Origin of the sequence: Aminobacter sp. J41 (assembly GCF_000526635.1) — a bacterium.
In the GTDB taxonomy this organism is placed as follows: domain Bacteria; phylum Pseudomonadota; class Alphaproteobacteria; order Rhizobiales; family Rhizobiaceae; genus Aerobium.
The window spans coordinates 47,728-64,125 of the sequence record NZ_JAGL01000019.1 but is presented as its reverse complement, the minus strand read 5'-3'; the positions used below and the strand labels follow the sequence as shown (position 1 = coordinate 64,125).

At 64.2% G+C, this 16,398-nt stretch carries 18 protein-coding genes; 5 read left to right on the top strand and 13 right to left on the bottom strand.

What is annotated here, in order from left to right; translation table 11 throughout:
• Positions 1 to 353 precede the first annotated feature (353 nt).
• Positions 354 to 1,580: an aminomethyltransferase family protein gene (locus L630_RS0113735; RefSeq protein WP_024848826.1), complete on the top strand. Its 1,227-nt coding sequence runs from the start codon at positions 354 to 356 to the stop codon at positions 1,578 to 1,580.
• Position 1,581: 1 nt separating this feature from the next.
• Positions 1,582 to 1,827 (top strand): hypothetical protein, encoded by a 246-nt coding sequence (locus L630_RS0113730; protein ID WP_024848825.1) that lies wholly within the window; start codon positions 1,582 to 1,584, stop codon positions 1,825 to 1,827.
• On the opposite strand, the gene L630_RS0113725 is transcribed toward L630_RS0113730, so the two are convergent.
• The 8 genes from L630_RS0113725 to L630_RS0113690 form a co-directional block, all read right to left on the bottom strand.
• Complete coding sequence (locus tag L630_RS0113725) at positions 1,824 to 3,329, bottom strand: tripartite tricarboxylate transporter permease (protein WP_024848824.1); 1,506 nt, start codon at positions 3,327 to 3,329, stop codon at positions 1,824 to 1,826. The two genes, L630_RS0113730 and L630_RS0113725, sit on opposite strands and share 4 nt — an antisense overlap.
• Position 3,330: 1 nt before the next feature.
• The gene (locus L630_RS0113720; RefSeq protein WP_024848823.1) at positions 3,331 to 3,813 is read right to left on the bottom strand and encodes a tripartite tricarboxylate transporter TctB family protein; all 483 of its coding nucleotides are present in this window, start codon (positions 3,811 to 3,813) and stop codon (positions 3,331 to 3,333) included.
• A 74-nt stretch (positions 3,814 to 3,887) separates the two neighbouring features.
• Positions 3,888 to 4,865 carry a tripartite tricarboxylate transporter substrate-binding protein gene (locus tag L630_RS0113715; protein WP_024848822.1) on the bottom strand — a complete coding sequence of 326 codons (978 nt, stop codon included), beginning with the start codon at positions 4,863 to 4,865 and terminating at the stop codon, positions 3,888 to 3,890.
• A gap of 202 nt (positions 4,866 to 5,067) precedes the next feature.
• Complete coding sequence (locus tag L630_RS0113710; RefSeq protein WP_024848821.1) at positions 5,068 to 6,405, bottom strand: sigma-54 dependent transcriptional regulator; 1,338 nt, start codon at positions 6,403 to 6,405, stop codon at positions 5,068 to 5,070.
• Positions 6,402 to 8,249, bottom strand: coding sequence for a sensor histidine kinase (locus tag L630_RS0113705; RefSeq protein WP_051473267.1), 1,848 nt, complete (start codon positions 8,247 to 8,249; stop codon positions 6,402 to 6,404). Before L630_RS0113705 ends, L630_RS0113710 begins: the two co-directional genes overlap by 4 nt.
• A gap of 60 nt (positions 8,250 to 8,309) precedes the next feature.
• Positions 8,310 to 8,606, bottom strand: a complete 297-nt coding sequence (locus L630_RS0113700) for a GNAT family N-acetyltransferase (RefSeq protein WP_024848819.1) — start codon at positions 8,604 to 8,606, stop codon at positions 8,310 to 8,312.
• Positions 8,603 to 9,229 carry an alpha/beta hydrolase gene (locus L630_RS0113695; RefSeq protein ID WP_024848818.1) on the bottom strand — a complete coding sequence of 209 codons (627 nt, stop codon included), beginning with the start codon at positions 9,227 to 9,229 and terminating at the stop codon, positions 8,603 to 8,605. Before L630_RS0113695 ends, L630_RS0113700 begins: the two co-directional genes overlap by 4 nt.
• A 2-nt stretch (positions 9,230 to 9,231) precedes the next feature.
• Entirely contained in the window at positions 9,232 to 10,167 is a 936-nt protein-coding gene (locus L630_RS0113690) for a ring-cleaving dioxygenase (protein ID WP_024848817.1), read from the bottom strand.
• Between the two features lie 199 nt (positions 10,168 to 10,366).
• Between L630_RS0113690 and L630_RS0113685 the strand changes: the two genes are divergently transcribed.
• Positions 10,367 to 11,920: an alkaline phosphatase family protein gene (locus L630_RS0113685; RefSeq protein WP_024848816.1), complete on the top strand. Its 1,554-nt coding sequence runs from the start codon at positions 10,367 to 10,369 to the stop codon at positions 11,918 to 11,920.
• Positions 11,921 to 11,983: 63 nt separating this feature from the next.
• Here the strand turns inward: L630_RS0113685 and L630_RS0113680 are convergent, their stop codons facing one another.
• The gene (locus L630_RS0113680) at positions 11,984 to 13,066 is read right to left on the bottom strand and encodes a PRC-barrel domain-containing protein (protein ID WP_024848815.1); all 1,083 of its coding nucleotides are present in this window, start codon (positions 13,064 to 13,066) and stop codon (positions 11,984 to 11,986) included.
• A 186-nt stretch (positions 13,067 to 13,252) separates the two neighbouring features.
• Here L630_RS0113680 and L630_RS0113675 point away from each other — a divergent pair, with 186 nt between their 5' ends.
• Positions 13,253 to 14,164 (top strand): diacylglycerol kinase family protein, encoded by a 912-nt coding sequence (locus L630_RS0113675; protein ID WP_024848814.1) that lies wholly within the window; start codon positions 13,253 to 13,255, stop codon positions 14,162 to 14,164.
• On the opposite strand, the gene L630_RS0113670 is transcribed toward L630_RS0113675, so the two are convergent.
• From L630_RS0113670 to L630_RS0113660, 3 genes are all read right to left on the bottom strand, one after another.
• Positions 14,161 to 14,358 carry a hypothetical protein gene (locus tag L630_RS0113670; protein WP_024848813.1) on the bottom strand — a complete coding sequence of 66 codons (198 nt, stop codon included), beginning with the start codon at positions 14,356 to 14,358 and terminating at the stop codon, positions 14,161 to 14,163. The two genes, L630_RS0113675 and L630_RS0113670, sit on opposite strands and share 4 nt — an antisense overlap.
• A 65-nt stretch (positions 14,359 to 14,423) precedes the next feature.
• On the bottom strand, positions 14,424 to 14,879 hold the full coding sequence (locus L630_RS0113665) for a hypothetical protein (RefSeq protein WP_024848812.1): 456 nt from the start codon (positions 14,877 to 14,879) through the stop codon (positions 14,424 to 14,426).
• A gap of 9 nt (positions 14,880 to 14,888) precedes the next feature.
• Positions 14,889 to 15,227 (bottom strand): DUF883 family protein, encoded by a 339-nt coding sequence (locus tag L630_RS0113660; protein WP_024848811.1) that lies wholly within the window; start codon positions 15,225 to 15,227, stop codon positions 14,889 to 14,891.
• A gap of 239 nt (positions 15,228 to 15,466) precedes the next feature.
• Between L630_RS0113660 and L630_RS0113655 the strand changes: the two genes are divergently transcribed.
• A complete protein-coding gene (locus L630_RS0113655) occupies positions 15,467 to 15,856 on the top strand; it encodes a response regulator (RefSeq protein WP_024848810.1) in 390 nt (129 codons plus the stop codon).
• Here the strand turns inward: L630_RS0113655 and L630_RS0113650 are convergent.
• Positions 15,834 to 16,397 (bottom strand): sigma-70 family RNA polymerase sigma factor, encoded by a 564-nt coding sequence (locus tag L630_RS0113650; protein WP_024848809.1) that lies wholly within the window; start codon positions 16,395 to 16,397, stop codon positions 15,834 to 15,836. The two genes, L630_RS0113655 and L630_RS0113650, sit on opposite strands and share 23 nt — an antisense overlap.
• Position 16,398 lies beyond the last annotated feature (1 nt).

The following is a 16,398-nucleotide window of genomic DNA, read 5'->3' as shown; positions in this document are numbered from 1 at the left end:
GGAGCGTTGCTTGCGATCTTGAGCCTGCCGTTTCTCCCGCCGGAGGGGTGGTTGGTTGCTGGTTCACCCCCACCCCTAACCCCTCCCCACAAGGGGGAGGGGGACTTGGGGCAGTTTCCGTCAGACAAGGTTCCTTCAGTCGAGGGAGGGTCAGTTCCGGGCGGCTGAAAGCGCGCCCGCCTCTTCCACCTCAGATCGCAGACAGCGACGTTGTGACAGGCGTGGTTCCGTTCGAGGCCAGGCACGCAGAACTCGTTGTCGCTGTGTCCCCAAAATTCCCCTCCCCCTTGTGGGGAGGGGTTAGGGGTGGGTGACAGTCGGCGGGCGCTTCGTGCCCGTATGCGGAGGTTGCCATGGATGTGAACGTGCAGACGAGCATCCGGAAACAAGCCCAGTCCCACATCAACCAGCTACGGCGAGAAACGCCGTTCCATCCGCGCCTTGCTGCGCTGTCGCAGCAGAACGACTGGTATTCATGGGCGGGCTACAAGGCGCCGCATTCGCTTTGGGACGAGGAGCTGGAATATTTCGCCATCCGCAGCCAGGCGGCGGTGTTCGACATCTCGCCGATGACCAAGTACCGGATCACCGGACCTGACGCCGAAGCCTATTGCAATCGTCTCACGCTCCGCAACGTCGCTAAACTGCGGCGGGGACGGGTGCAGTACACCGCCTGGTGCGACGAGCAGGGGCATGTGCTCGATGACGGCACGCTGTTCCGGTTGTCGGCTGAGGACTTCCGCCTCTGCTGCCAGGAGCGGCACCTGCCGTGGCTGCTCGACTCGGCGATCGGCTTCGGTGTCTCGGTGCGCGAGGAGACGGACGAGATCGCCGGTCTCGCCCTGCAGGGGCCGACCTCCTATTCGGTGCTGAAGGCGGCGGGGTTCGATGGCGTCGAGCGGCTGAAACCGTTCGACCTCGCCGAGTTCCCGCATGAGGGCGCCACAGTCACAATCTCGCGCACCGGCTTTACCGGCGATCTCGGCTACGAGCTGTTCGTTGCGAAGGACGCGGGGCTCGCATTGTGGGACCGTCTGTTCGAGGCGGGAAACCTCTTCGGCATCCGGGCGATCGGCTACACGGCGCTCAATCGCGCCCGCATCGAGGCGGGGTTCATCGTCGCCAATGCCGATTTCGTCACCGCCGAGCATGCGATCCGCGCCGACCGCGTGCGCATGCCAGACGAGATCGGGCTTGGCTGGATGGTCGATCCGGACAAGGGCCATTTCAACGGCCGCCGCGCGATTCTCAAGGCGCGCGAAATGGGCAACTTGCGCCATGTCCTCGTCGGGCTGGAGATCGAAGGCAACGCCCCTGCCGAGCACGCTATCGTCTACCATCGCGGCAAGCGCGAGGCGGGACTGGTCACCGCTGGCATCTGGTCGCCGATGGCAAAGCGCAACATCGCGATCGCATCGCTGAAGCGACCCTATGGCGTGACCATTACCGATGACCTCTGGGTCGAGATCTATGCCATGCGCGAGCTGCAATATGTGAAGCTGATGAAGCGCGCAAAAATCGTCGAGCGGCCATTCATCTCGCTCGAACGGCGCACGGCAACGCCGCCTGGCGCATTCTGAGATGGAACGGGACGCGGAGTGGGAAGAAAACTGGGCGCTGGTGAACACGCCCCTCGGGGAGCCGTGGTCCGGCCGCGCGCGCTATGCCGCTGCCATGTATTTCTATCGTAGGGGTGTGCTCAGCGCCGAGGCGCTGGAGGTTTATCGCGTTTGCTCGCGGCTCGACAATGAGGATCCCTTGCCGGTCATCCGCGAGCGCGGCGCCGGCAAGGGATGGCTGGAGCTGTTCGGGAAGGGTGGGGGCTAGTCCTCCTCGACGAACACCTCCTCGCGCTTCTTCCGGACCGACGGCATCAGCACCACCACGAGCACGATCACCGACATGACCAGCAGCGTCGCGCTGATCGGACGGGTGAGGAATACCGACGGGTCGCCCTTAGAGATGATCATCGCGCGGCGCAGGTGCTCTTCCAGCATCGGGCCGAGCACGAAGCCGAGCAAGAGCGGCGCTGGCTCGCAGCCGAAGCGGACGAGGGCATAGCCGAGTGCGCCGAACAGGGTGAGCGTGTAGAGGTCGTAGGGGTTCGAGTTTATCGAGTAGATGCCGATCGCGGCGAAGGCCATGATTGCCGGGAACAAGAGGTAATAGGGGATCGTCAGCAGCCGCACCCACAGGCCGATCAGCGGCAGGTTGAGCAGCACCAGCATCAGGTTGCCTGCCCACATCGAGGCGATGATGCCCCAGAACAGTTCCGGGTTCTGGTTGACGACGTTCGGGCCCGGCACGATGCCCTGGATGATCATTGCGCCGATCATAAGCGCCATCACCGGGTTGGCGGGAATGCCGAGGGTGAGCATCGGAATGAACGAGGTTTGCGCGCCGGCATTGTTGGCTGATTCCGGTGCTGCAACGCCTTCGATCGCGCCCTTACCGAACTCCTGCGGTGTGCGCGAGATGCGCTTTTCCACAGTGTAGGAGGCGAAGGAGGCGAGGATCGCGCCGCCGCCGGGAAGCACGCCGAGGATCGAGCCCAGAGCCGTGCCGCGCACGACTGGCATGAACATGCGGCGGAAGTCTTCGCCCGATGGCCAGAGGTTCGTGACCTTCTTCACCATCACGTCCCGGTCGGTTTCGTTCTGCAGGTTGCGCAGGATCTCGGCAATGCCGAAGACGCCGACTGCAACGGCGACGAAGTTGAGCTCGTCAGAAAGCTGCGGGATGCCGAAGGTAAAGCGCTGGGCGCCCGAGTAGAGGTCAGCGCCCACAAGGCCGAACAGCAGGCCGACGATGATCATCGCCGTTGCCTTAAGGATCGAGCCGTGGGCGAGCGCGATGGCGCACACGAGGCCAAGCACCATCAACGAGAAATATTCAGGCGAGCCGAAGTTGAGGGCCGCGCGTGCCAGCGGCGGCGCGAATAGCGCGAGGATCACGGTCGCAACTGTGCCGGCGAAGAACGAGCCAAGTGCTGCGGTGGCGAGCGCAACGCCCGCGCGACCGCGTTTCGCCATCTGGTAGCCGTCAATTGCCGTGACCGCGGAGGAGGACTCACCCGGCAGGTTGATGAGGATCGCGGTGGTCGAGCCTCCATACTGCGCACCGTAGTAGATGCCGGCGAGCATGATCAGCGACGTCGACGGGTCGAGGCTGAGCGTGATCGGCAGTAGCATCGCAATGGTCGCGGTGGGCCCGATGCCGGGCAGCACGCCGACCAGCGTACCGAGCAGGCAGCCGAGAAAGCAGAACATCAGGTTATGCGGCTGCAGGGCGATCGAGAGACCGAGATAAAGGTTCGATAGCAGGTCCATCTCAGCGCACCCCGAAGATCGGTCGGGTCCACGGCTCGACCATCGGCCCGAAGACGCGCAGTGGCAGGCCAAGGCCGATCACGAAGACAAGGACGCAGAAGATGGTGAGCCCCAGCGACAGGCCGATCGCCGCACGGGGTGACATGCGCCGGCTGGCGAAGGACGTGATGAATGTGGTGATGAGCAGCACTGGTCCGATGCCGAACGGACGGATGAGCAGGCCGAAGATCACCGGGACACTGAGCAGGATGGCAATGCCGCGCCATGGAAGCGGCCCGCGCTCGACATCGTCGTAGCCGGTGCCTTTGATGATTGTCGCGATGCCGAAGACGATGAGAAGGCCGGACAGAACGATCGGGAAATAGCCCGGCCCCATGCGGCGGGCGGTGCCGATGTCGAGGCCGTAGAGGGTCATGAGTCCGAAGAACAGGCCGATGCCGACGAAGATCGCTCCGGCTCCGACATCACTTCTGTTGAAGGTCATCGTTCCTCCCTAGCGAAGAAGGTGCCGACGCGACGGGGCCACGTCGCGCCGGCGAGGTCTGCCGAGGCAGAAAATTAGTCGGCGTAGACGCCAGCGGCCTCGATCAGCGGCTTCCAGCGCGCGATCTCCGACTCAACCTTCGCCTTGAGGGCGGCCGGGGTGGCGTTCTCTTCCGGCTCCGGCTTCGTGGCGAGGGCGGCGAAACGCTCGATGACGTTATTGTCCTTGAGCGCGACCTGCAGCGACTTGCTCAGGCGCTCCACGATCGCCGCATCGGTGCCCTTCGGGGCATAGAGGCCGTGCCAGATACCAAACTGCATCGAGGCAAGACCACCCTCGGCCGCGGTCGGAAGGTCCGGAAGCTGCTCGAGACGCTCGCCGCTCGTCACCGCGTAGGCCTTCACCGCCTTGGCCTGGATCTGGCTGGTGGTATTGGTGGTCTGGTCGCACATGAAGTCGACCTGGCCGCCAAGCAGGTCGGTCATCGCCGGACCGGTGCCCTGGTAAGGCACGGTGGTGAGCTGCGTTTCGATCTCGCTCATGAACAGCATGCCGCACAGGTGCGAGGCGGCGCCGATGCCGGCATTGGCGTAGGTGACGTCGTCCGCGTTCTCCTTCAGATAGGCGATCAGGCCCTGGAGATCGTCAGCCGGGAAATCTGGGCGGGCGATGATCGTCATCGGAACCTCGGTGACGAGGCCGGCATACTCGAATGACTCGAGCGGGTTGTAGGAGAGGTTGCGGTAGAGCGTGGCGCTGGTGGCCATGCCGATGTGGTGCAGGAGCAGCGTGTAGCCATCCGGCTCCGCCTGTGCGACGCGCGCCGCGCCAACCGTGCCGCCAGCACCGCCGACGTTTTCAACGATCACCTGCTGACCGAGGTCGCGGCTCATCGCTTCTGCGACGAGGCGAGCGACCGTGTCGGTCGGGCCGCCGGCCGAGAACGGCACGACCATGGTGATGGTGCGCTCCGGATAGGTCTGGGCGCTGGCGAACTGCGGCAGCACCGCCAGGGCGGCGGCGATCGAAAGCGACGCAAGCAAGTTCTTCATGTTTTCCTCCCAGGGCTCTGGTTTGTACGGCCGGCGCTCGATTCCCCCCGAGCCGGCCTTGGGGCGCAGTAGGAAACGCCGTTACATGTAGTTCAACGCTCACGGCGGCGTCCGGATGCGTCTTCCGGATTCAAATGCTCTCGATGGGTGGAATCCGTAACATCAGGCCGGGTGGATGTGTGGAGACCTACACATCCGGGCTTCATTCGGCGGAGTTGCGGCGGTCAAGGCGGTAGCGCTGCATCTTCTCGTAGAGCGTCTTTCGCGAAATTCCGAGCTCTTCATAGACGGGCTTCAGCGCGCCGCCATGCGCCTGCAGCGCGCTGGCGATGACGGATCGCTCATAGCGCGCGACGCGCTCGGCAAGGCTCAAACCTTCCTGTTCCTCGTCAGGATCTAGCCCGTCGACGCCAAGGCCGAGCACATAGCGGTCGGCGGCGTTGCGCAGCTCGCGGACATTGCCAGGCCAGTCGCGGCGCGCGATCGCTTCGAGGATGTGGGCTGGCGGCTCAACCGGCTCGCGGCGGTAGCGGCCGGCTGCCTCGCGTAGCAGCTGCAGGAACAGGATCGGCACATCTTCGCGCCGCGCCGCCAGGGGCGGCACCTTCAGCGTCACAACGTTCAGCCGGTAGAGCAGGTCGGCGCGGAAGCGGCCCGCTGCCACCTCTTCTTCAAGCTCGATCTTGCTGGTGGCGATGAAGCGAATGTCTAGCGGGATCGGCTCGTTGGAGCCGAGACGGACGATGACGCGATCCTCGATAACGCGCAGAAGCCGTGCCTGAAGGACGAGCGGCATCTGGCCGATCTCGTCGAGCAGGATGGTGCCGCCGCGCGCATGCTCAAACTTGCCGTAGCGAGCGCGGAGCGCGCCGGGAAAGGCGCCGGCCTCATGGCCGAACAGCTCGCTCTCGATGAGATTTGCAGGCAGCGCCGCGCAGTTGATGACGACGAAGGGCCGGTCAGCCCGTCCGCTGATATCGTGCAGCGCGCGCGCCGCGACCTCTTTGCCAACGCCAGTCTCGCCGATGATCAGCACGTCGGCGTCGGTGCCGGCGACGGCGCGCAGGCGATAGCGCAGGTCTATCATCGCCTGCGAGCGACCGGGCAGCCGGCTTTCAAGATCGTCGCGCTTGCCGGCGGCTGCGCGCAGCAGGCGGTTTTCGAGGACGAGACGACGCCGGTCGAGCGCGCGGGCGACGACGTCGGCGAGGTGCTGAGCGGAGAACGGCTTTTCAATGAAGTCGTAGGCGCCTTCGCGCATGGCGCGCACGGCGAGCTGCACGTCGCCATGACCGGTGACGAGAATGACCGGCACGTCGGGATCGATGTCCCGCACCCTGGTCAGCAGCGTCATGCCGTCCATTCCGGGCATACGGATGTCGCTGACGATGACGCCAGCAAAGCCGGGTGTGACGAGATCAAGGACAGCCTCGGCCGAGCCGAGTTCGCGGACGTCGAAGCCGGCAAGTTCAAGCGACTGACAGGTGGAGCGACGGATGTCTTCCTCGTCATCCACCAGCAGCACGGACGGATGTTTCATTCAGCAGCCTCGCGCGACTCGGCGGGGACATCCTGCTGCAGGACGATCTTCGCGATGGTACCGCCCTCGGGGTGCTGCTCCACGGAGAGCGTCCCGCCAAAGTCCTTGATGATGTTGTAGGAAATGGAAAGGCCAAGGCCGAGGCCCTTGCCTACGCCCTTGGTGGAGAAGAACGGGTCGAAGATGCGGCCAGCGATTGCGTCGGGAATGCCGGGGCCGTGGTCGCGCACCGTGATGGCGACCTTGCCCCGGCTGACGCGCTCGGCGGCAAGGGTGATGGTGCGGTTTTCGGTTCCCTCTACCGCGTCGGCCGCGTTGGAGATGACGTTGACGAGGACCTGCTGCAGCCGCACCGCTCCCGCCTTCACCCAGAGCGGCGATGGGCCCAGCTTCACCGCAAGCGCGGCATCGGCGGCTTTCAGGCGCCAGCCGACGATTTCCAGCGTGTCGCGGACGATATCGTCGAGGAGGACCGGCCCCAGCTTCTCGTTCGGCTTGCGGGCGAAATTGCGCAGGTGGCGGCTGATCGAGGCCATGCGCTCGGTCAGGCTGACAATGCGCTGGACGGCTTCCGCAGCTTCGTCCGTGCGCCCGCGCGCGATCAGCAGGCTGGCATTGTCGGCATAGGTGCGGGCGGCGGCAAGCGGCTGATTGAATTCGTGCGACAGGGCAGCCGCCATCTGACCGAGCGCGGCAAGCTTTGCAGCCTGGACGAGATCGGCCTGTGTCTTGCGCAGCGCGCGTTCAGTCGCGCGGCGCTCGGCGACCTCAGCCTTCAGCAGCCGGTTGACGTTGGCGAGGTCCGCGGTGCGTTCGACCACGCGGCGCTCAAGCTCTTCCTGCGCCTCCTGCTGGACCTGCAAGCGCTCGGCAAGCCGCGCCCGCCGCTCGAGCCACACGGCAAAGCCCATGGCGCCGAGCGCGACGAGCAGGACTAGCGCGGCAATAGTTGTCAGCACCTGGGTGCGCACGGAAGCCGTGTCGAGAAGCACCCGTACCGTCCAGTCGGCTTCTGGCATCTCCTCCGTCACCGTCAGGTGCTGGCGTTCGCCCTTGGCGTCGGAGATCGTCAGGAGATCGTGCCCGTCCTGCGAGGCCGAGCGGGTGACGGGAAGCTCCTTGAGGTCCGCATTGGCGTAGCGGCGGGTGGCGGCGGTGCGGGCAAGGCGCTCCTCGGTCAGCGGCTGGATGGCAGTAAACAGCCAGTCCTGCCGGCCGGACATGAAGACAATGCCTTCCGGATCGGTGACGATGATTTCGTAGTCACTGCCGCGCCAGCTGCTTTCAATGGCGTCGAGGTCCACCTTGAAGGCGACGACGCCGGCTATGCCGCCGTCGGTGTGGATTGGTGCGCCGAAATAATAGCCGCGCTTGAGGGAGGTGGTACCAAGGGCAAAGAACCGGCCCTTGCCGCGGTCGCGCGCGTCATAGAAGTAGGGCCGATAGCTGAAGTTTTCGCCGATGAAGGTGGGGTTCTGGTCGAAGTTGGAAGCGGCGATGGTGACGCCGTCATTCAGCATCACATAGACGTCGGACGATTCCAGCAGCGTGTTGACCTGCTTGAGGTAGAGGTTGATCTCATCGACCTTGGCGCGGTCCTGCGGATTTGACACCAGCTCTTTTATGTCCGGGTCGTCAGCCAAAAGTTCGGGCAGCTTTTCGTAGCGGGCAAGCTGGCCGCGCAGCGCGGTGACCGCGAGGCCGAGCGTGTTGTGCCCGCGCGCGGCGGCCTGGTCGAGATAGAGCGAGGTGGCGTAGCGATGGCCGAAGCTGGCGATCAGCAGGCAGAGCACGCACGCCACCGCCCCCAGGATGATCAGATGTCGCCGCCGGTACCGGTTCATGCGCGCCCACGTTCCTCCCGGGACGATCATAGACCGGCTTTTGACGCGGAGTCGAATGGCTTACTGGCGCAGGACGTCGCCCCATTCGGGATGGCGTTTGAACTGGGTCGCCGCAAACGGGCAGAGCGGGATAATCTTCTTGCCGGCAGCGCGCGCGTCCTCGACCGCCTGCGCCACCATCCGCACACCGATGCCCTGGCCGCGGAACTCCTCCGGGACGTGGGTGTGGTCGATGATGATCTGGCTTTCGCCGATGCTGGTGTAGGTCATCTCCGCCTCAGCGCCGTCCGGACCACGGACGACATAGCGGCCCTTGGCCCCGTTGCTTTCGCGGTTGATCGGCAGGTCGTCGGTCATGAGGCGGCTCCTGTCTTGTCGCGGGTGAGGAAGCGCTGGGCCGCCTCCATTTCTGCCGGGCGGACTTCGTGCCCGCCGTCGTGCCAGAGCATCTCGACCGTAGCTCCTTGCCGGGCAAAGTCGCCTGCGAGGCGCTCGGTGACCGGGGCTGGGCAGATCGGGTCGTGCCGACCGGCGGTAATCAGAATGCGTGTGCCTTCAAGCGTGCCGGCAACCTCCGGCTCAAACGGGATCAGCGGGTGCATCAGCACCGTTGAGTCGAACAGGCCGGGGCGAGCGAACAGCACGGAAGCGAGGATGTTGGCGCCGTTCGAATAGCCGAGGCCGACGATAGCCGACGGCTTCTTTTGGTCCCGATGCGCCTCGATGAACGCGGCCATCTTCTCCGTCGCTCGGGCAAGGTCTTCCATGTCGTAGACGCCTTCGCCGGTGCGGCGGAAGAAGCGGGCGGCACCATGTTCGGAGACGTCGCCGCGCGGAGAGACGATGGTTGCGTCCGGCATCAGATGGCGGCCGAGTCCGAGGAACTGGTTCTCGTCGCTGCCGGTGCCGTGGAAGACGAACAGGAGAGGGCCGCCGGGCGCGCCGGCGACCTCCTTGTGAATGAAGCTGTCCCTGGTCATGGTCAGTCCCTGATCGGCTCGAGGTGGCTTTCGAGGAAGCTGCGCAGATGCTCATGCTGCCTCGGCAGCTTCAGCGCCTCGCCGAGATGCGCCGTGTCCTCGTCGCGGTCGAAGCCGGGCTCGTTGGTCGCAACCTCGAACAGGACGCCGCCCGGGGTGCGGAAGTAGATCGCCCAGAAGTAGTCGCGGTCGATGACGGGAGTTACCTGGTAGCCGGTGTCCATCAGCGCCCTGCGCACTTCGAGCTGCTTCTCGCGGTTCTCGACCGCGAAGGCGACGTGATGGACCGATCCCGCGCCCTGCCTTGCATGGTTGATCAGCGGCAGCGTCTCGATGTCGATGAAGTTGGCGCCGTTGCCTTCTCCCTTCACCGCGTAGCGGCGGATGCTGCCCTCGCGGTCGATTTCCTCGTAGTTCATGAACCTGAGGAGCTCGGCAGTGGCGTCGCCGTCCTGCAACCGCATGGCCACGGAATGGAAACCACGGATGGCCTCATCGTTGCCGACGCCGCCATTGGTCCAGGGAGCACGGTTGTCGTCAGCCGTTTCGACGAGGACGAAGCCGTCGCCGTCCGGTCCATCGAAGGCGAGCCGCTTCTCGCCAAAGCGCTCTTCCGGGCGAAGGCCGGTGACGCCATTCTCGACCAGCCGCTGTTCCCAGTACTTAAGCGTGCCCTGTGGCACGGAAAAGGCAGTGACGCCGACTTCGCCAGTGCCGGGCTTGCCGCGCGCAGCATGCGGGAACGGGAAGTAGGTCATCACCGTCCCGGGCGTGCCGACCTTATCGGCATAATAGAGATGGTAGACGTCAGGCGCGTCGAAATTGACGGTCTTCTTCACGCGGCGCAGGCCGAGCTTGCGGGTGAAGAACTCGTTGTTCTCGGATGCGTCGCGGGCGAGCGACGTGACGTGATGAAGGCCCCTGATCTGCTCGAGCATGGTCTGCTCCTTTCTCCTCGCGCCGTCGGATGGCGGCTGTCCCCGCCATATTTCGTGCATTCGTGGTAGAGCGGGCCGACGCTAAGGACTGTTCTGAAAAAGTGAACCACTGAACCGATATTGTTCAATGCGTCCTGGAGTGACTTCCATACCGGCAATGCTATTGCTGTCGCCGCATGAACTAAAGCGCGAGCGCATAATGTCCACCTCGGCAACCAGACCAAACATCCTCCTCATCACCTGCGACCAGTGGCGCGGCGACAGTGTCGGCCTTGCTGGTCATCCCGTCGTACAGACTCCGAACACGGATGCGCTGGCACGCGACGGCGTCGCCTTCCTGCGGCATTATGCAGGCACCGCGCCCTGCTCGCCGGCGCGCGCGTGCATCTATACCGGCCTCTACCAGATGACGAACCGGGTCTGCTCGAACGGCACGCCGCTCGACGACCGCCACGATAACATCGCCCGCGCGGCTCGTCGCGCAGGTTACGATCCGACGCTGTTCGGCTACACGGACGTGTCCCCCGATCCGCGCCAGCATCATCCGAACGACCCGTTCCTGCGCAGCTACGAAGGCGTCCTGCCGGGCTTCACCACGCGTGTGCTGCTGACCGAGCATCAGAAGACGTGGCTCTCCTGGCTTAAAGCGCGCGGGCACGACGTGTCGAAGGGCTCGCCCGCGATCCACGTCGCACCGGGCACCGAGGGCAAGATCACCAACGCCGCGCCCGTCTACTCCAAGGACGAGACCGAGACGGCCTTCATTACCGACGAGTTCATCCGCTGGCTCGGCGAGCAGGAGGGGGCTGCCCCGTGGTTCGCGCATGTCTCGTTCATCCGCCCGCATCCGCCGTTCGTCGTGCCGGCACCGTACAACACCATGTACGATCCGGCCTCAGGTCCGGGCTTTGCCCGCGCGCAAGGTCGCGACGAGGACGCGGCTATCCATCCGCTGCATGCGCTGGCGATGTCGTCGCAGAAGGCGCGCAACTTCGTGCCGAGCGCCGATGCGAAGGTGTCTGACCTTACCGAAGACGACTTCCGCCTGATCCGCTCGATCTACTGGGGCATGATCACGGAGATGGACTTCCAGCTCGGCCGCATCTGGCAGGCGATCAAGGATGCCGGCATGTGGGACAATACCGTGATCGTTCTGACCAGCGACCACGCAGAGATGATGGGCGACCACTTCATCCTCGGCAAAGGCGGCTTCTTCGACGGCAGCTATCATCTGCCGCTCGTCGTCCGTGACCCTCGCCAGAAGGCACGCGGCGTAAAGATCAACAAGTTCACCGAGGCGGTCGACATCATGCCGACCCTGATCGAGGCGATGGGTATGGAGGTGCCAGCCCATCTCGACGGGCGCGCGCTCACTCCGTTCCTCGCAGGCGAGGAGCCGACGGACTGGCGCGACGCTGCCCACTGGGAGCATGACTTCCGCTCCGTCGAGAGCGGCAAGATGGAGGCGCATTTCGGCGTCGACTCCCGGGGCCTCAACCTCGCGGTCATCCGCACCGAGCGCTACAAATACGTCCACTTCGGCGGCGGGCTGCCGCCGGTCATGTTCGATCTGGTCAACGATCCGCAGGAGACGCGCAACGTCGCCAACGATCCGGCGTACCTCTCGGCGCGCGTCGAACTTGCCGAAAAGCTGCTCGAATGGCGGGCGCGCCATCTCGATCAGTCGCTGGCCCTGTCGGCCCTGACCGACGGCGGCGTCGCCGGCACCTTTGCGCTAGCACATCGCGCCTAAGACAAACGAAAAGCGGGCCCGCATCCTGGGATGCGAGCCCGCTTCAGGTCCGCCGCTCGCGGATTACTGTGCCGGGACTACCAGCAACTGGTCGTCACGATGCTCGGCGAAGGTGCCTTCATCGTAAGCCGGCTGGGCTTCCAGCTGTTCCTGGGTCATCGAAGTGTAGAGGTAATGGTTGCCGTCGCCGTCAGCCATGAAGGCGAGATTGTCCATGCTGACCGCCACCGACTTCTCGCCGACGCCAAGGAAGCCGCCCACATCGACGATCACCGCCTCAACCTTCCCGTCTTGCGACAGGACGACGTCGCTGATCTCGCCAACGTTCTCGTCGTTCTGACCGTAGACCGTGGTGCCGATGATGTTGTCGGCGCTCAGCGAACCGGCATCAACGTCGCTGAGGGTCGAGCGGTCGATAGCGGCAGTCTCGGTGCTGTCGGTGCCAAGATTGGTGGCAGCAGTGTCGTTGGCGGCGCCGGTGGTGGCATTATCGGAGTCGGTCATCGGAGCGGCGGCCGTCGTGTCGGAAGAACCGGCGGCATTGTCCGTACCGGTAGCGGGAGCGGCTGCCATGTTGTCGGAGGAGCCCGCCGCACCGTCAGCCGCGGTGGCTGCTGCGGTGCTGTCGGTCGCCGGTGCTGCTGCGCCGGACGACGAGTTTGTTGCTACGCCGATGTCCTGGCCGGTGGCCGGAGTGGTGTTGCCAACCTCAGCGGTCGCATCCTGCGGCGTAAAGGCAGAGCGGTCGAAGTCAGGCAGCGCCTCGAGCGCCTCCTTGTTGGTCGGGATCACGAGCCATTCGTCGCCGTCACGCTCCGCCCATTCGGCAACAGCGAACTCAAGGGCAACGTCCTTCTGGCCGATGCCAAGGAAGCCTCCAACACCCACAACCAGGGCTTCGACCTGGCCGTCCTGCTTGATGACCAGATCGGTGACTTCGCCGATCTTCTCGGCGTCGTCGCCGGTGCCGTTGTAGACGGTCTCACCCATCAGGTTGCTGGCGAGGTAGCCTTCGGCATGCTTGACCTTCGGAGCAGCCTGCTCGGTTTGGGCCATCGGTTCGGTGGTCGTGGTCGCCTGCGCGAATGCGCCGGAGGTGGCGACGAGGGTGGCAATTGCGGTAGTCGCCAAGAGATTGCGGATCATGTTAGAGTCTCCTTGTGCATGTTCCTTTGCACGACCGCGTCCCGGCCAAACTTTCGCAGAGGGAGGCCCGGGGCGCGGCCTTCACAGGTCGACAACGTTGACCGGCCCATCAAGTTCCGCCGCAACTTCAATCGTTCCCGCCATTCGTGCGGAGGAACGAAATGATCGTGGCAACGTTGCTGGCGAATGCGTTTTCAGGTGATCCTCAACAGGGACGGCGGCACGCTGCGGACCCTTGATCTTGTGCGGTTCGAGGACGAGCTGCGCGAAGCGTTTCAGTCAGCGGGTCACCAAGCTGATGTTTCGATTATCGAGGGCAAGGATCTCGAGGAACACCTCGACCAGGCGCTTGCCAGCAACTGCGACGTCATCATGGTGGGCGGTGGGGATGGCTCGGTGTCGACGGCCGCAGGAAAGCTGATGGGCAGCGACAAGGCGCTGGCGATCCTGCCCGCGGGAACCATGAACCTTTTCGCTCGCAGCCTGGGCATTCCGCAAAACCTCGATCTAGCAGTGGCGGCCTTCGCAACCGGCGTCATTCGCAAGGTTGACCTTGCGACCGCCAACGATCGCATCTTCGTCCACCAGTTCTCGATTGGTCTGCATGCCAAGGTCATCCGCATTCGCGAACAGCACGTTTTCAATTCGCGGATCGGCAAAATCTGGGCGTCGGTACGCGCCGGGCTGAAGGCGATGTTCAGGCCGCCTCGGCTGCGCGTCGAGCTCGAACTCGATGGCGTGGGGATCGGACGAAAGACGGCCGGAATCGGTATTAGCAACAATGTGTTCGGGGAGGGGCATCTGCCCTATGCCGACGATCCGGCAGGCGGGGTGCTCGGCGTCTATGTCACCCGCGCGCGGCGGCCGGGCGACATCTTTCGCATGGCGATCCAGGTAGCGCTCGGGCGCTGGAAGGCCATCGATACGATCGAGGTGATGCAGGCGCATGAGGTAGTGCTGCGCCTGCTTTCCCCGCACAAGCGCTACGGCTGTGCCATTGATGGAGAAATCTGCCCCATCGATACCGTGACGCGCCTGAAGATATTGCCGGGGGCACTCTACGTTCTGGTGCCCTCCGAGGCGCTGTCGGCCAGTTAGTTGGTCGGCGTTGCGGGAGCCGGGGCTTGGCTCGGATCGCCGCCGACGGTGTTGGAAGGCTCGATCGCCTCGCCGAAAAGTTCGACGCCAACCCAGCCGATCGCCACGAGCACCAGCGCGCAGATCAGGATCATCAGAACCGGCCAGCCGCTGCGGCCCTGGCGGGCCTTGTTCGGCTCAATTTTTCTTTCCATGTAAAAAACTCCGGGTGACTAGTGGTCTCCCGGAGTGAATGCGCGGCTCTCACGCTTGTTCCGGCTCACAGCCCCTCGCGGCTCATTTTCCGGCGGCTGCGGGTGTTCTCTCGCCAGATTGCCCAGCCGAGAGCCGCAAGTGCAGGCGCCAACAGCGCCGCCGAGCGGCCCTTGCTGCTCGACAACAGCGTCGGAAGCGCAGCGACCGCAGCTGCGCTCGCAACTGCCGCCATCTCGCTCTGGCGCCGCTGGGCGGCTTTCTTTGCCTTCGACTTTGCCGATAGACGATGGATCAGCAACACCAGCAGCGCGACCAGTACGAATGCGCCGCCGAAGCCAAGCGCCGCTTCAATGGCACCGAATCTGCGCGCCGCGGCAATGAAGGCCGCGAGCAGCAGGAAGGTGACGCCGCACAGCAAAAGAGCGCCGGCGATGATGTACATCACCAGCGCCTTGCGCATGCGGCCAAGCGACTCCGCTGCCTCGCCTGAGACAAGGCCGGTAATGAGTGTGGTCAGCATGGGGCGGCCCTAGCGACGCAGGACCGCGAGGAGGTAGCCAATGCCGGCCGCTATCGCGAGCGCAGTGATCGGCTTCTCGCGCACGGCCTCGGCGATCTGCTGTTCGATTTCGCTGGCGTTGGACTTGAGCGCGTCGATCGCCGCCTCGCCTTTCGCACGCAACTGTTCTGCGCCTTCGCTCGCAACCCGCCGCGCTGCCGAATAGGTATGTTCTCCGGTTCGGGAGAGCTGCTCTGCCAGCGCCGCAACGTCTGCGCGAAGCCGTGCAATTTCGGCTTCCAGGTCGGCTACTGACGTGGTGGTGTTTTCGGCGCCGGCTCCGGCAGCCGCCCGTGGTCCTGTTGCCATTGCAAACTCCTTGACTGCTAAACGGTGATCAACGCACGGGTGAAGCCGGGGTTCCGGCGCCCGCCAACGACAGGCTAGCTCAACGCCGTCGGTAGATGAAGCAAAGAAGAAGGTCGTGCCTCTGCCGGGAGATCTTCAACTTCCGTTGCGTCATCCGAGAATTTATTCTTAATGATCGACAAGCGCTGCCTGCTGCGCCACAACTTAACCCAGCACAGGGAGGCGCTCAGTTGAACACGATGCCGCTGAACGGGCTTCATGTTCTCGTCCTAGAGGACGAGTTCCTGATTGCCATGGATGTGGAGGATCTGTGCCGGGAACAGGGGGCGGCCAGCGTCTCGATCGTCCGTAATTTCAATGATCTCAGGGCGTTCGCCGACGTCAGGATCGACGCGGCAGTGCTCGACGTGATGCTGTCCGGAACGCCAACCTTCGACTTTGCGAAGGAGTTGCGGGAGCAGAACGTGCCGTTCGTGTTTGCCACCGGCCATGCGGACGATGCGCAAATGTTCAGCGAGTTTTCGGGTGTCGAAGTGGTGGGCAAACCCTTCGCCGGTCCCGACCTTATCCGCGCGCTGGAAGCAGCAATCGCCTCCAGTCGCGATATCAGGCTGCACTCGAGCCCATGACTTGGGCCGATATCGAATCGGGGCCATAGTCAGCCTCGCCTGAGACGCCCAAAATTTCCTGCAGGCGGCTGCGCGCGCGGCTGACACGGCTCTTGATCGTGCCGACGGCCACACCGCAGATCAACGCCGCCTCTTCATAGGAAAAGCCGGAGGCACCGATCAGGATGATCGCCTCGCGCTGATCCTCGGGGAGCGTTTCAAGCGCGGTGCGGAAATCGTCGAGGTCCATCGAGCCGTGCTGGCTGGGGTGGACCGCGAGACGCTCTGTCATAATGCCCTCGCTGTCCTGCACCTCGCGTCCTCGTTTGCGCATCTGCGAGTAGAACTCGTTGCGCAGAATAGTGAAAACCCAAGCCTTCAGGTTCGTGCCGGGCTGGAACGAGGCCTGCTTGTCCCACGCCTTCACGAGTGTCTCCTGCACCAAATCGTCCGCCTTGTCGGCGTTCTGTGCAAGCGACATCGCAAATGCGCGCAGACTTGGAATTGCGCCCAAGAGTTCGCTCTTGAAGCTCGATCCGCTCCCGGTATCGGCCTGGGTCATG